This window comes from Azospirillum lipoferum 4B (assembly GCF_000283655.1).
GTDB lineage: Bacteria > Pseudomonadota > Alphaproteobacteria > Azospirillales > Azospirillaceae > Azospirillum > Azospirillum lipoferum_C.
In genome coordinates this window covers 295,851-310,318 of sequence record NC_016585.1, presented here as the reverse complement: position 1 = coordinate 310,318, position 14,468 = coordinate 295,851, and the positions used below count along the sequence as shown (strand labels likewise).

Here is a 14,468-nt window from a genome sequence, read left to right as displayed (position 1 = left end):
GGATCAGGCTCCCTTCGCAAAGAAGTACAGGGTCAGCGCCGTTCCGATGAGGACGACCAAAGTCTTCAGACTCTTCGGATCGACCCGTTTCGCCCCCCTGGCGCCGGCATAGCCCCCCGCCATCGCCGCCACCGCCATCACCGTCGTCTCACGCCACGACACCGCTCCGGCGACGATGAAGGCGCCGACCGCCGCCGCATTCATCAGCATCGCCAGCAGCAGACGCAGCCCGTTCATGGCGTGGATGTCGCGCAGGCCGAACAGGGTCAGCGCCGCCAGCATCAGAAAGCCGATGCCCCCACCGAAATAGCCGCCATAGATCGAGATGACGAACTGCACGACCAGCACGCTCCGCCCGCCCAGCCGCAGCCGCGATACGATCCACGGCGCATAGGCCCCCACGGCGAAAACGGCGGTTGCGAACAACAGCAGCCAGGGCACGAAGCCCGCGAACACCGCATTCGGCGTCAGCAGAAGCAGCAAGGCGCCGATCAGCCCGCCGACGAGGCTGAGAACGGCGAAGACCGGGACATTCACCTGACCGCCGGCCGCGATCTCGCGCCGGTAGGCCCAGCTGCTCACCGCCTGCCCCGGAAACAGCGCCACCGTGCTGGAGGCGTTGGCCGCCACCGGCGGCACGCCGGCAAACAGCAGGGCCGGAAAGGTGATGAAGGCTCCACCCCCGGCAATGGCGTTCAGCGCGCCCGACGCGAAGGCGGCGAGCATCAGGACGACGAGACTCAGCATGATCGACCCATCCCTTTCGATCCGTGTTGACCGGCGCCTTCGTATTCTGTATACAGAATATCAGCCTTTGAAGCGGGCTTATGCCGGGATGCGGGATCTCCGATGCGGTTCATGCGAACCCGCTCCCAGAACGCGACAAACCGACGCCGGGACCAATGCGGTGGCCCCGACGCCGGTTTGTTTCGCAGCCGGTTTGCACTCCGGCGGCCAGACAATCTCTAAGCCCTGCCGTGGCTGGCCCCCCGGTCGGCCACGGCAGGCTCCCCCCATTCAGTCGGCACCCTCGGTCACCAGCTTGCCCATCGGCTGGCGGGTGTCCTCGGCGATCTGGCGGGCGCGCATCGGCTTCAGGACGAACAGGGCCATGAAGGCGGCGATGGCGTTGACCGCGGCGGCGAAGAAGAAGACCGTCTGCCAGCTGCCGGTGGAAGCCACGATCACGTTGGCGAAGGGAACCACCAGCGACGCCGTGCCCTTGGCGGTGTAGAGCAGGCCGGCGTTGGTCGTCGCGAACTTCGACCCGAAGCTGTCGGCGCAGCAGGACGGAAACAGGCTGTAGATCTCGCCCCAGGCGAAGAACACCAGACCGGTCAGGACAACGAAGGCGACCGGATGATGGCCCCACTGGTTCAGCGCCAGGATGCCGACGGCTTCGATGGCGAAGGCAACGAACATGGTGTTCTCGCGGCCGATATGGTCGGACACCCAGCCGAAGAAGGGACGGGTCACGCCGTTCAGCACACGGTCGATGGTGAGCGCGAAGGTCAGGGCCGGCAGGGTCAGGCCCATGATGCTGACCGGCATGCCGTCGAGGTGGAAGTCCTTGGCGATCGGACCGAGCTGGGCCGTGGCCATCAGGCCGCCGGCGGCAACCATGACGAACATCAGGTACATCACCCAGAAGACCGGCGACTTCAGCGTCTCCTGCGGGGTGTAGTTGCGGCGGCTCTGCACGATGTTGGACTTGTTCTTCGGCAGCAGGTCCGGGTTCGGCTCCTTCAGGAACCAGGCCAGCGCGAAGACGATCAGGCCCTGGCCCAGACCGAACACCAGGAAGGTCTGCTCGAAGCCCGAGGTCTGGATCATGTTGGCGATCGGCACCACGGTCAGCGCGGAGCCGGCGCCGAAGCCGGCTGCGGTCAGGCCGGCGGCGAGACCGCGGCGGTCGGGGAACCATTTCAGCGCGTTGCCGACGCAGGTGCCATAGACGCCGCCGGCGCCGATGCCACCGATGGCCGCACCCAGATAGAGGAGTGCCAGCGAGTCGGCGACCGAGTTGATGGCCCAGGCCAGCGCGCACAGAATGCCGCCGATCAGAACGACGATGCGGGGTCCAAATTTATCGACGAACCAGCCTTCGACGGGGACCAGCCAGGTTTCGGTCACGACGAAGATGGTGAAGGCGACCTGAATGGCGGCACGACCCCAGTGATACTTTTCTTCGATGGGGTTTACGAACAGCGTCCAGCCATATTGCAGGTTGGCGATCATCGACATGCAGATCACGCCGATGACCAACTGCATCCAGCGGCCGCCGAGCGGTGCGCCATGCGCCTCCGAATTCGTATGCTGCATCTATCTATCTCCTCCTAGGAAGCGGTTTTGTGCCGGTTCGGGCGTCGCTTCTGTTTTGATGCTTGAGCGTTTGTTTGACGCTTCAGAGTTCTGACGCGGTTCTTTGCTGTCGGTGGCCGTGCGGCGAGGATGCGGCCTCGGGGCACTCCACTGCTTTCGGGGGCGGTTTTTTGCCCCCCGCCAGACCGATGCGGTCCTGGGTTCGGTCTGGAATTATCAATATGGTATACCAGATGCCGAGCAGCAGACAAGTAGCTAGTCGGTCACGCGAACTGTTTCCGTTCCCCGCATTCGGGGCGGCTGGTATGCGGCTTCGGCATACGAATTTTCCGCCACGCGGAAAGCGGCGCTGCCTGCCTTTGGGCAACGGACGCATTGGCATATGGTATGCCAGCGTCGGCGGTGGACGAGCCCTGAAGGTCACCGGCCGAACCTGTTCCGAGAGCACGCTCTCAGAACCCGGCCTCAGGGGCCGACGCTCAGGCCCTTCCCGGCAGAACCCATTTTGATAAGGAGTCGACCGCCATGGACCAGCAGCAGAACATCGAGATCGCCGTGGCGCGGGACGATGCCGATATCGCAGCCAGCTACCCGGTCATGAAGGAGCTGCGGACCCACATGACCGACGCCGACGCCTACCGCGCGCAGATCCGCCGGCAGATGGACGACGGCTACAACCTCGCCCTGCTGCGGTTGGACGGCGAGATCGCCGGCTGCGGCGGCTTCCGCGTGCACGAGACGCTGTCGCGCGGTCGTTACATGTATGTCGAGGATCTGGTGACCAGCGCCGCCAAGCGGTCCTACGGGCTGGGCGACAAGCTGTTCGACTGGCTGGCCAACGAGGCGCGGGAACGCGGCTGCGCCCAGATGGAGATCATCTCCGGCATCCAGCGCGGCGAAGCCCACCGCTTCTATCACCGCAAGCGCATGACCATCAAAAGCTTCCAGCTGGTGCTGCCGCTCGCCTGAGACAGCGCAGGCACACAAACAAAAAGACGGCCTGAGGAGGCCGTCTTTTTGTGATGCCGCTGTTGCGGGTGCAGAAAGGCGTTGCTCAGAAGGCGCGCGGGAAGCTGGCCCAGGACGGACCCGGCGGCAGTTCGTCTTCCTGTTCCTTCAGGTCGGCCTCGGTCGGGTTGGCGAGGCGAAGCGGCGCCGCGGAGAAATCGCGCTGCGACTTGCCGGCATTGGCGACCTGCATCGACAGGATGTAATGGACCGTGCCGCCGAAGACGGACAGCACAAGCGCCAGAACCAGGATTTCCAACATGTTCATCGCTCCATGTGTCTCGGTGGGGTGCTTTTTTTGATTGAACGGCTTCGGCTTGGCCGGAGTGTTATGGCGCGCCGCAGAAGGCGGATCAAGTTTTTTGGTATACAAAGTACATGATACCGGTCATGCGCATACCGCATGCACTCATCCATTTGCATGCATAGCAAACATACCGCATAGCCAACTTTATCGCTCTGATCCCTTCGCGCAATGGATCCAACAGCTTGAGCCTCGATGGGCTCCGCCATTCCCGATTGGCAGACGAAATTGTTTGATTGGCGTACTGTATTTGGCATACCATATTCATAGCGTGGTGCGATCTCAGCGCCCCGCCGCCCCATCAGCCGTTCAGCCGCCAGCCGACAGGAGCCACGCCATGAACGTCGAACATATCCTGCGCACCAAGGAATCCCGCGTCGTCGCCGTGCGGACCAGCGCCACGGTCGCCGAAGCCATCGGCCTGATGAAGGCTGAGAACATCAGCGCCCTGGTCGTCAAGGACGTCTGCCGGACCGAAGGCAACACGCTGGCCGGCGTCCTGTCGGAGCGTGACATCGTCCACGCCCTGCTGGACCGGGGGGCGCCGCTGCTGTCCATGCCGGTGTCGCAGCTGATGACCCGCCAGCCGGTGACCTGCGCCCCGTCCGACAGCGTCCGGCAGGCCCTGCAGCTGATGGACCGGCATCATATCAGGCATCTTCCGGTTCTGGAGGACGGCCATCTGGTCGGCGTCGTCAGCGCCCGCGACTTCACCCGCCTGCAGTTGCAGGAGCTGGAAGGCACGGTCGCCGCGGCGCCGGAGCCGTCGGCGGGCACCGCCTACGCCCACTGATCCACCGCCCCGAACCCGGCGCCGCCGCCCACCGAGGCCGGCGGCGCCTTTCCCATGGGAGAGGCTGCCCCGTGACCACCCTGATCTTCACCCATCACGACTGCTTCGCCCACGACACCGGCCCCGGCCATCCGGAGGCCCCGGACCGGCTGGCCGTCGTCTGGCAGGTCCTCGACCGGCCGGAGTTCCGCGCGTTGGAGCGCCGGTCCGCCCCCAAGGCCGATGTGGATCAGCTGTCGCGCGTCCATGACCGCCAGTATGTGGAGGCGGTTCTGGCCGCGGTGCCCGACGAGGGATATCGCCGGCTGGACGGCGACACGCTGCTGTCGCCGGGGTCGCGCGGAGCCATCCTGCGCGCGGCGGGCTCGGTCTGCGCCGCGGTCGATGCGGTGCTGGCCGGTGAGGCGACGAACGCCTTCTGTGCCGTGCGCCCCTGCGGCCACCATGCCGAACCGGCCCGCGCCATGGGCTTCTGCGTCTTCAACAACATCGCGGTCGGGGCGGAACATGCCCGCAAGATCCATGGGCTGACGCGCGTCGCCGTGGTCGATTTCGACGTCCATCACGGCAACGGCACCCAGGCGATGTTCGCCGACGATCCCGACCTGTTCTTCGCCTCCACCCATCAGTCGCCGCTCTATCCCGGCACCGGCAATTCGTGGGAACGCGGGGTGGACGGCAACATCCTGAACCTGCCGCTGGAACCCTACAGCGGCTCCGTCGAGTTCCGCCAGGCGGTGGAGCGCGCGATCCTGCCGGCGCTGGAGGCATTCCAGCCCGAATTGCTGCTGATCTCGGCCGGCTTCGACGCGCACAAGCGCGACCCGCTGGCCCAACTCGGACTTACGAACGAGGATTTCGAGTGGGTGACCCGCAAGCTGGTCGATCTCGCCGACCGGGTCTGCGGCGGACGTGTCGTTTCGGCGCTGGAAGGCGGCTATGACGCGACCGGTCTGGCGGAGGGGTGTGCGGCGCATCTGAAGGCATTGATGCGGGGGTGAGATTTGGGGGGTTAGACCCCCACCCTGACCCTCCCCCGCTGGGCGGGGGAGGGAACAAGGGCTGATGCGAAAGAGTGGCGGCAGTCCCTCCCCCACCCAGCTCTCGCACAAAGCTCCGCTTTGTGCTGACGCGGCAGGCGGACCGTAGGTCCGCTGAGAGTGGGGGAGGTTAGGTGGGGGGTTAACTCCCCCACACCCCACAACTCTCAATCCGCCGCGAGCCCCACCCTGCAGTCACGCGCCCATTCCAGCAGGCGCGCGACGGCGCCATCCGGCTCTGGCCGTTGCAAGGGGGCCGTGCCCAGCACCACCGCCCCGTTGCTGCCGTCGATGGTCAGCAGGTCGCCGGTGCGGACCGTCACCTCGCCCACCTGCATCACACCCGCCTCGACATCGATCCGCAGGGTGCGGGCGCCGCAGACGCAGGGACGGCCCATGCCGCGGGCGACGGTGGCGGCGTGGCTGGTGAAGCCGCCGCGCGCGGTGACGACACCGGCCGCGGCATGCATGCCGTGGATGTCCTCCGGCGAGGTTTCCGGCCGGCACAGCACCACCGGTGCGCCGCCGCGGGCCAGACGAATGGCGTCCTCGGTCGTGAAGGCGGCCCGGCCGGTCACCGCGCCGGGCGAGGCCGGCAGTCCCATGGCGAGCGCGCCGGCCAGCGCCTCGGGCGCCAGGGTGGGGCGCAGCAGTTCGTCCAGCGCCTGGGGATCGACGCGGCGCACCGCCTCGTCCCGGCTGATGATCCCCTCCTCCGCCATGTCGACGGCGATGCGCACGGCGGCTTCGGACGACCGCTTGCCGCTGCGGGACTGCAGGATGAACAGACGGCCGGACTCGACCGTGAATTCGATGTCCTGCATGTCGCCGAAGGCGCGCTCCAGCCGCTCCGCCACCGCGCACAGCTCGGCGAAGACCGCCGGCTGCCGGAGTTCCATCGAGCGGTCCGGTTGCGGTTGGGCGGCGCTGAGCGGATCGGGATCGCGGGTGCCGGACACCACGTCCTCCCCTTGCGCATTGGCAAGGAACTCGCCGCACAGGCCGGGGGCGCCGGTGGAGGGATCGCGGGTGAACAGCACGCCGGTGCCGGAATCCTGCCCGCGGTTGCCGAACACCATCGCCTGAACCGTCACCGCCGTGCCCATATCCTCCGGGATGCCATGCAGGGCGCGGAAGGCCACGGCCCGCGGATTCATCCAGGAGCGGAAAACCGCCGCCACGGCCATCCGCAGCTGTTCCGCCGGATCCTGCGGGAAAGGCCGGCCGCAGCGCGTCTCCACCAGCTGCAGGAAGCGCGGCAGCAGGCCCTGCCAGTCCTCCGCCGTCAACTCGCCGTCGCGCTGGAGCCCCCGCTCCTGCTTGTGCTCCTCCAGCAGATCCTCGAAACGCTGGCCGGGCACGCCCATGACGACGCAGCCGAAGGACTGGACCAGCCGCCGATAGCAGTCATGGGCGAAGCAGGCATCCCCCGATGCCGCCGTCAGCCCCGCCACCGTGCGGTCGTTGAGCCCCAGGTTCAGGATGCTGTCCATCATGCCGGGCATCGACACCGCCGCGCCTGAGCGGACCGACAGCAGAAGCGGCCGGCCGGCATCGCCGAAGCGCCCGCCCGCCCGGTCCTCCAGCGACGCGATCGCCTCGTCGATGGCGGCACACAGGACGGCCGGCAGCGGCTCCCCGGCGGCCAGCCCCTGCCCGGCCTCTGCCGCGATGATGAAGCCCGGCGGCACCGGAATGCCGAACCCGGCCATCTCCACCAGCCGGGCGCCCTTGTTGCCCAGGCGATCCACATCCGCCCTTCGGGAGAACCCGGCACCGAAGGGGACGATCACCTCCGGCTGGCGCGCGCGGTGGGGCACGGCTATGGCCGGGGTGGGAAGGCGGGTGGCGGTAATGTCGGACATCATGGCTCTGGTCATCCCGCGCTCAACGCACAATCGGCCTCGTCGAAGGCCATCAGGCACAGCAACCGGTGCAGCCCATCCGGATCGTCGCCGGTCCGGTCGGCAGTCCGCCCTGCGCTCCGCGCCAGACGGGCCCGCTGCCCAGCCCCTGGACCACCGGCCCGCTCGACTGTGGAGGTAAACAGCCGCAGCAGCGATTCCGCCCACGCGCAGGCCGCATCGCTGCCGCCAAGGTCGATTCTGTACCCCTTCGCGCCGCCGCTGACCGGTGCATCGACCAGTTGCCCACCCAGTTCCGCGATGCGGGCGGCGTTGGCCGCAGCCTGTTCCGGCGACAGGGAGGACAGGTCGATCAGCAGTTCACCACCGGACAGACCTGCGGCAAGGCCGTCGTCGGCGAACAGCGCCCTTTCCACGGCGCTGGCATCGGGCAGCAGCAGCATCACGGCGTCGCACCGCTGGACAAGGGCGCGGAGCGACCGGCAACCATGGGCGTGGGGATGGCGATGGAGCCGGTGCCCCACCTCCCGCAGCCTGTCCATGATCGCATCGGCCACCTCCCCACCCCCGATGAACCCGATATCCATTCCGCGATCCTCCCGCTTCCTCCCCAACGCCCTATTGGACGGCAGGGTGTCGAAGGAGAGCTTCGTTGCGCGCATCGCATCGCACAACAGGACCATCGCGCAATTTTCACATCGCGGAAACCCGCCTAAGCTTGCCTATTCTTACCCGAGCCTAACATGTTCGGCCGATGTCTCCAGTGGCAAAAAGCCGCATGCCGCCGGTATCCGCCAGACCGGACCGGCCGCCGTCTCAACCAGCCGTGGCAGAATCGGCGGCGGCAACTGATCTCCGGCCGTAGCAGGGTCATCCGCGTGGCATAGACCAGCCGCCGATGCCCGGCCCTTCGCCCGTCCATGCGCGGCGGGAGGAACCACTCTCACGATGCGGAATACAGGAGGGGCGGCGTTTGACCGTCCGGCCTATCCCTTCCAGCATCCCGCCATCATCGCCATTCAGCGCGTCATTATTCGCCAGTCCCGCCCCTCCGCGTCGAGGGCCGGGCGGAGGAAGGCTGTCGTCATGCCGTTTCACCGCAGCACCAAGATCGTCGCCACGCTGGGTCCCGCCAGTTCGTCGGAAAGCCAGATCGCCGCCCTGGCCCAGGCCGGCGTGAACGTCTTCCGCCTGAACGCCAGCCACGGCACCCAGGCCGAACATGCCGAGCGCTACGCCCGCATCCGCGCCGCCGAGGAGCGGCTGGGCCGGCCGATCGGCGTGCTGCTCGACCTCCAGGGGCCGAAGCTGCGGGTCGGGACCTTCGGCGTCGGGCCGGTGGATCTCGCCATCGGCGACCGCTTCCGCCTGGATCTGGACCGCCGGCCGGGCGACAGCCGCCGCGTCTGCCTGCCCCATGCAGAGGTGTTCGCCAGCCTGGAGCCGGGGTTGGACCTGCTGCTGAACGACGGGCGAATCCGGCTGCGCGTCCTGGACTGCGGCCCCGACTTCGCGGAGACGGAGGTGGTGGCCGGCGGCACCCTGTCCGACCGCAAGGGCGTCAATGTGCCGGGGGCCGCGCTGGCGCTTAGCGCGCTGTCGGAGAAGGACCGCAGCGACCTCGCCTTCGGGCTGGAGCTGGGGGTGGACTGGATCGGCCTCAGCTTCGTCCAGCGGCCGGAGGACATCCTGGAGGCGCGCGAGCTGATCGGCGGGCGCGCCCATGTGATGACCAAGATCGAGAAACCGGCGGCCCTGCCGACGCTGGACCGCATCATCGAGCTCTCCGACGCGGTGATGGTGGCGCGCGGCGACCTGGGCGTCGAGTTGCCGCCGGAAGACGTGCCGGGCCTGCAGAAGCAGATGATCCGCCTCAGCCGTGCCATGGGCAAGCCGGTGATCGTCGCCACCCAGATGCTGGAATCCATGGTGTCGGAACCGACCCCGACCCGCGCCGAGGCGTCGGACGTCGCCAATGCTGTCTATGACGGGGCCGATGCGGTGATGCTGTCCGCCGAATCGGCCTCCGGCCGCTATCCGGTGGAGGCCGTGGCGATGATGGAGCGCATCGTCCGCCGGGTGGAGGGCGACCCGCTCTACCGCCGCATCATGGACGCCGACCACCCGAGCCCGGAGGCGACCGCCCCCGACGCGCTGACCGCCGCCGCCCGCCAGGTGGCGGAGACCATCAGCGCCGCCGCCATCGTCACCTACACCACCACCGGCTCGACCACGCTGCGCGCCTCGCGCGAACGGCCCGGCGTGCCGATCCTCGGCCTCAGCGCGCAGCATGCGACGGCGCGGCGGCTGTCGCTGGCCTGGGGCGTCCATGCGGTGCTGACCGACGACGTGGCGAATTTCACGGAGATGGTCGGTCGCGCGCTGACCGCCGCGGCGGATGCCGGGATCGGCCGGCCGGGCCAGTCGCTGGTGGTGACCGCGGGCGTTCCGTTCGGCACGCCGGGCAAGACCAACGCCCTGCGGGTGGTGACCATCGGCGGGGAGGATGCGCCAATGGCGGAGGCGGTGCAGAGGGAGGTGGTGGTGGCGTGAGGATGGTGGGGGCAATCAGCGAGGACCTACCCCCCTTCACTCCAGAAAATCGCAGTGCTTCTGCACATGCGCGGCCAGACCCATGGTGTGCTCGCGTACCAGCCGTTCGGCGAGGTCGGCGTTGCGCTCCTCCAGGGCCTTGATGATGGCGCGGTGGTCGTGGATCGAGCGTTCGGCCCGGTCCTCCTGGCCGATGGTCAGCTTGCGGATCGCCCGCATGTGGATGAACAGGTTGTCGGTGACGTCCTGGATCAGCTTCGACCCGCTCAGCTGGATGATGCTCTTGTGGAAGGCGATGTTGGCGTCGGAATATTCGCTGACATGATCCTTCGGGCTGCGCTGCTCGAAGCTGCCGAACAGATCCCACAGCTTGTGGATTTCCGCCGCCGGGGCGTGCTCGGCGGCCATGCGGGCTGCCATGCTCTCCAGCGCCGCCCAGACCTGGATCATCTCGATGATCTCGGTCTTGGTCTTGCGCACCACGAAGATGCCGCGGCGCGGCTGCAGGCGGATGAAGCCCTCCTGCTCCAGCAGGGTCAGCGCCTCGCGGATGGGAGTGCGGCTGACGCCGAGCTTGTCGCTGAGCTGCCGCTCGTCCAGCCGGATCTCGCGGTCGTGGTCGTAGATGTCCATCTCCGTGATCGCCTGCTTCAGCGCGTGATAGACCTGACTGCGGAAGGTCGTTCCGGTGTCGAGGGGCTGAACGTTGAGAGCGGGAACGGTCATGAAATGGATGTCCTTATGTCTCGCCGGCTGTTGCGGCGCGCCCGGTCAGGCTCCGGCCGATCAGGCGCGGGCGCTGGTCCTTCGGTGTTTTCGTATCCTACATACCAGATGCTTGCAAGGCGCTGAAATGTCCAGGGGGGCGCGGCGGAAGCCCGCCTGATTTCAACCGGGGCGCGACGGCGCGGTTCTGCCCGCCGCCACCGCAAGCAGCGGCCCCAGCGCCTGCGGATCGCGCATCGCCAGCCCCATCACCGCCACCCCGGCGGCACCGGCGGCAAGGCAATCCGCCACCGCCTGCACCCCGTCGATTCCCCCCAGCGCAACCACGGGCACTCCCCGCCCCGCCCATCGCCGCAACCCCGAGATGCCGAGACACGGCCCATAGCCCGGCTTGCTGGCCGACGGGAAGACCGGCGACAGGGTGAGATAGTCGACCTGCCCGCGCGCCCGCTCCACCAGATCGGCACCGTCCGAGTCGTGCCCGGACAGCCCGATCAATGCCGCCGGTCCCAGCAGCGCACGCGCCGCCGCCGGGTCGGAGCCTGTCGGCAGATGCACCCCGTCCACCCCCGCTTCCGCCGCCAGCGCCGCGTCCCCGTGCAGGGTGATCCTGGCCCCCCGGGGCCGCGCCCGCTGGAGCAGCACGCGGGCCAGAGCCAGACGGTCGGCATCGGCCAAGTCCTTGTCGCGCAAGGACAGCCAGCGCAAGCCGGACGCGAAGAGGCGGTCCGCCAGCTCCGGCAGCGGCAGGGTTGAGAGGTGCCGGTCGGTGATCGCCAGCAGCGGCGGCACGGGCACGGGCATAGGTCCAACTCCCTCCAATTCGGCCGAGCACGATCGCAAGGCTTAGCCAATTCGGCCGGATTCCGGATCCGGAGTTTTCCGATCCGCGGAAATCTGACGGAATCCGCTGGATAAAAAGCGGATCGCCGCGGCGCGGCAAAATGCTTTGTATTGACACTGTTCGTCAAACTGATGATCGTTAAGGCGGGCATGGGGCATTTGGCATGCCAGCAACTATAAGTTGTCACCGAGCCGCCCCGTCCCATGGCCTTCTCCGGACCAGACACCAAAAAGCGCACGGCAAAGCCACGAAAAAGCAAAAGGTCCGGACGTCCGAACAGGTCTTGTCGGGTGAAAACGGGGAGGAAACACATGGTGCGTGAGATGCACGGCAACACCGCCCAGGTCGCGCCCTGGGGCGGGCGCTGGATGCAGCTGGCCATCGGCATCGTCTGCATGTCGATGATCGCCAACCTGCAATATGGCTGGACCCTGTTCGTCGAGCCGATCGACGACAAGCATGGCTGGGGTCGCACCGCGATCCAGGTGGCCTTCACCATCTTCATCGTCACCGAAACCTGGCTGGTGCCGGTGGAGGGATGGTTCGTCGACAAATTCGGTCCGCGCATCGTCGTGGTGGTCGGCGGCGTTCTGTGCGCCCTGTCCTGGGCGCTGAACGCGGTGGCGGATTCGCTGACTCTGCTCTATCTCGCCGCAGTGATCGGCGGCATCGGCGCCGGCGGCGTCTATGGCACCTGCGTCGGCAACGCCCTGAAATGGTTTCCCGACCGCCGCGGCCTTGCCGCCGGCCTGACCGCCGCCGGCTTCGGCGCCGGCTCCGCCCTCACCGTGGTGCCGATCGCCACCATGATCGAGACCTCCGGCTTCGAACAGACCTTCATGGTCTTCGGGCTGGGCCAGGGGCTGGTGATCCTGGTGCTGGCCTGGTTCCTGGCCGACCCACCGATGTCGGGCTATGCCCGCGGCACCGCGACCGCCGCGGCCGAGCGCCGCCACTTCACCCCGCAGGAGATGCTGCGCACCCCCGTCTTCTGGATCATGTACGCCATGTTCACCATGGTCGCCGCCGGCGGGCTGATGGTGACGGCGCAGCTCGGCCCCATCGCCGCCGACATGGGTCTGGTCGATGCGCCGGTCAGCATGCTGGGCCTGACCCTGCCGGCCCTGACCTTCGCCCTGTCCATCGACCGGGTGATGAACGGCATCACGCGGCCGTTCTTCGGCTGGGTGTCCGACCATATCGGCCGCGAGAACACCATGTTCATCGCCTTCGCCATCGAAGCAGCGGGCGTGATGGCGCTCAGCGCCTATGGCGCCGACCCGCTGGCCTTCGTCATCCTGACCGGCCTCGTCTTCTTCGCCTGGGGGGAGATCTTCAGCCTGTTTCCGGCCTGCTGCGGCGATACCTTCGGCTCGCGCTTCGCCGCGACCAATGCCGGGCTGCTCTATACCGCCAAGGGCACGGCGGCCCTGCTGGTCCCCATCGGCAACCTGATGGTCGAGGCGACCGGCAGCTGGCAGACCGTCTTCTACAGCGTCGCCATCGTCAATGCGCTGGCCGCCTTCCTCGCCCTGTTCGTCCTGAAGCCGCGGCGCGCCCGCTACATCGCCGCCGCCACCGGCACGGCACCGCGCCTGACCACCCGGCTGGCCGACTGACCGCAGCCGGAAGGACGCCTGTTCCGGCGCATCTGCCCTTGGGGCCGGATCGGACGGCAAGGAATCACCGATGGAAGCGGTGCGGCGGGCCAAGGTGCCGCACGGCTTTCCTTCCGGCATTTCAAGGCTTTGCGTGCTACGCTCCACGGACAGGTTCGAACGATGGATGAGGAATGCGATGAGCACGCGCCCACAGGCCGTTTCGGTGACGCATGTCGAAGGCGAACGCACCCGTGTCACCGAATGGCGTCTGGTGCCGGGAGCCGAGACCGGTGCCCATGTCCATGGCTATGACTATGTGATCGTGCCCATCACCTCGGGTGCCTTCACCATAATGGATCCGGACGGATCGGAGCGGCAGTTCCCCTTGGAGCCGGGACGGTCCTACTTCCGCAAGGCCGGCGTCAGCCACAATGTCCTCAACAACGGCACCGCGGACATCGTGTTCGTCGAGGTCGAACTGCTCCAGGAAGGCTGAAGCCGGCCGGGCAAGCGCCTTATCGGTCGGGGGGCGCGGGAATCCGGGCGACGAAGCGCCCTTTGACGCCCTCCGGCCAGTCCCTGTACGCAACGACCCCGCTGTCGGTCGCGCCATAGGCCCGCAGATAGCCGACGAGCGCTTCGACGGCCGACCGCTCGGGCGGCAGATCGCCGAGAACATAGCCCATGCGCCCCGGCGAACGGATGTGGACGACGCAGGGGCGGCGGCAGCTCATCAGGCAGCGCATGGTGCCGACACGGACCTCGTCGGCGCCGGCGGAGGCGAGAACCCCCTCGAGCAGGGCGGCGAACATCGCTCCGGTCCACCCGGTCTCCGGCTCCGCCGCAGGTCCGGTGCCGGACCCGGTTCCGGGCTGCCGGCAGGTTTCGCAAACGATCACCTCGATGGACATGGCTGGTCAGTCTCCGGACTGGATCATGGTTGGACATTGGGGAAGCACCACCGGGATGTCGGCGGCCCGCGTCACGGCGAAGGGCGCGGAGGAAGCGCTGCTCATGGATTGGAATCTCCCGGAAATGGCGGGTCAGACGCGCGCGGACAGGCCGGCATAGGCCGAGCGGTCCGGCGCGGCGGCCGCAACCCCGAGACCGGACGCAAAGCCGACCGGGGCGAACCGCAGGCGCAAATGCTTGATGGAACGGCTTGTCTGCATGCTCTGCCACGTCCTGCTGCAGGCATGGAGGCGGGTTCGGACAAGCGGTGCGGCCGCAAAGCCACCCGTCCGGGGCCACACATCCATGCCGGCCCCGGAGACCGGAGCCATTGAACGGGCGTTGCCGAACGGACGCCACGACGCGAGAACCCGCGCCTGGAGAACCATTCACCCGCGACATGCTTCAGGGAGGATCGATCATCCCGGACTCCGGCCGCGGCAACGCCAATGGACGCGTCA

General features: G+C 67.7%; 15 protein-coding genes. 6 read left to right on the top strand and 9 right to left on the bottom strand.

Going from position 1 to position 14,468, the window contains the following annotated elements:
* Nucleotides 1-3 precede the first annotated feature (3 nt).
* Complete coding sequence (locus AZOLI_RS15150; RefSeq protein WP_014188042.1) at nt 4-747, bottom strand: sulfite exporter TauE/SafE family protein; 744 nt, start codon at nt 745-747, stop codon at nt 4-6.
* A gap of 270 nt (nt 748-1,017) precedes the next feature.
* Nucleotides 1,018-2,322 carry an oxalate/formate MFS antiporter gene (oxlT, locus tag AZOLI_RS15145; protein WP_014188041.1) on the bottom strand — a complete coding sequence of 435 codons (1,305 nt, stop codon included), beginning with the start codon at nt 2,320-2,322 and terminating at the stop codon, nt 1,018-1,020.
* 525 nt (nt 2,323-2,847) lie between these two features.
* Here oxlT (AZOLI_RS15145) and AZOLI_RS15140 point away from each other — a divergent pair.
* Nucleotides 2,848-3,291, top strand: a complete 444-nt coding sequence (locus tag AZOLI_RS15140) for a GNAT family N-acetyltransferase (RefSeq protein WP_014188040.1) — start codon at nt 2,848-2,850, stop codon at nt 3,289-3,291.
* An 85-nt stretch (nt 3,292-3,376) separates the two neighbouring features.
* Here AZOLI_RS15140 and AZOLI_RS15135 read toward each other — a convergent pair whose 3' ends face one another.
* Entirely contained in the window at nt 3,377-3,592 is a 216-nt protein-coding gene (locus tag AZOLI_RS15135) for a hypothetical protein (RefSeq protein WP_014188039.1), read from the bottom strand.
* 379 nt (nt 3,593-3,971) lie between these two features.
* Here AZOLI_RS15135 and AZOLI_RS15130 point away from each other — a divergent pair, with 379 nt between their 5' ends.
* The gene (locus AZOLI_RS15130) at nt 3,972-4,427 is read left to right on the top strand and encodes a CBS domain-containing protein (RefSeq protein ID WP_014188038.1); all 456 of its coding nucleotides are present in this window, start codon (nt 3,972-3,974) and stop codon (nt 4,425-4,427) included.
* A 71-nt stretch (nt 4,428-4,498) separates the two neighbouring features.
* Nucleotides 4,499-5,428, top strand: a complete 930-nt coding sequence (locus tag AZOLI_RS15125; protein WP_014188037.1) for a histone deacetylase family protein — start codon at nt 4,499-4,501, stop codon at nt 5,426-5,428.
* 206 nt (nt 5,429-5,634) lie between these two features.
* Here AZOLI_RS15125 and AZOLI_RS15120 read toward each other — a convergent pair whose 3' ends face one another.
* The gene (locus AZOLI_RS15120; RefSeq protein ID WP_244442583.1) at nt 5,635-7,335 is read right to left on the bottom strand and encodes a pyruvate, phosphate dikinase; all 1,701 of its coding nucleotides are present in this window, start codon (nt 7,333-7,335) and stop codon (nt 5,635-5,637) included.
* An 8-nt stretch (nt 7,336-7,343) separates the two neighbouring features.
* The gene (locus AZOLI_RS31225) at nt 7,344-7,919 is read right to left on the bottom strand and encodes an NAD(P)-binding domain-containing protein (protein WP_014188036.1); all 576 of its coding nucleotides are present in this window, start codon (nt 7,917-7,919) and stop codon (nt 7,344-7,346) included.
* A gap of 499 nt (nt 7,920-8,418) precedes the next feature.
* On the opposite strand from AZOLI_RS31225, the gene pyk reads away from it, so the two are divergent.
* Nucleotides 8,419-9,885 carry a pyruvate kinase gene (gene pyk, locus AZOLI_RS15110; protein WP_014188035.1) on the top strand — a complete coding sequence of 489 codons (1,467 nt, stop codon included), beginning with the start codon at nt 8,419-8,421 and terminating at the stop codon, nt 9,883-9,885.
* Nucleotides 9,886-9,921: 36 nt separating this feature from the next.
* Here the strand turns inward: pyk and AZOLI_RS15105 are convergent, their stop codons facing one another.
* Nucleotides 9,922-10,611, bottom strand: a complete 690-nt coding sequence (locus AZOLI_RS15105; protein WP_014188034.1) for a GntR family transcriptional regulator — start codon at nt 10,609-10,611, stop codon at nt 9,922-9,924.
* 162 nt (nt 10,612-10,773) lie between these two features.
* Nucleotides 10,774-11,415 (bottom strand): thiamine phosphate synthase, encoded by a 642-nt coding sequence (locus AZOLI_RS15100; protein WP_014188033.1) that lies wholly within the window; start codon nt 11,413-11,415, stop codon nt 10,774-10,776.
* A gap of 351 nt (nt 11,416-11,766) precedes the next feature.
* Here AZOLI_RS15100 and oxlT (AZOLI_RS15095) point away from each other — a divergent pair, with 351 nt between their 5' ends.
* Together oxlT (AZOLI_RS15095) and AZOLI_RS15090 are read left to right on the top strand one after the other, a co-directional pair.
* Nucleotides 11,767-13,074, top strand: coding sequence for an oxalate/formate MFS antiporter (gene oxlT, locus AZOLI_RS15095; RefSeq protein WP_014188032.1), 1,308 nt, complete (start codon nt 11,767-11,769; stop codon nt 13,072-13,074).
* Nucleotides 13,075-13,252: 178 nt separating this feature from the next.
* On the top strand, nt 13,253-13,552 hold the full coding sequence (locus AZOLI_RS15090; RefSeq protein WP_014188031.1) for a cupin domain-containing protein: 300 nt from the start codon (nt 13,253-13,255) through the stop codon (nt 13,550-13,552).
* Nucleotides 13,553-13,571: 19 nt separating this feature from the next.
* On the opposite strand, the gene AZOLI_RS15085 is transcribed toward AZOLI_RS15090, so the two are convergent.
* Complete coding sequence (locus tag AZOLI_RS15085; protein ID WP_014188030.1) at nt 13,572-13,967, bottom strand: DUF1636 domain-containing protein; 396 nt, start codon at nt 13,965-13,967, stop codon at nt 13,572-13,574.
* 132 nt (nt 13,968-14,099) lie between these two features.
* On the bottom strand, nt 14,100-14,228 hold the full coding sequence (locus AZOLI_RS33645; protein WP_275451545.1) for a hypothetical protein: 129 nt from the start codon (nt 14,226-14,228) through the stop codon (nt 14,100-14,102).
* Nucleotides 14,229-14,468: the final 240 nt, after the last annotated feature.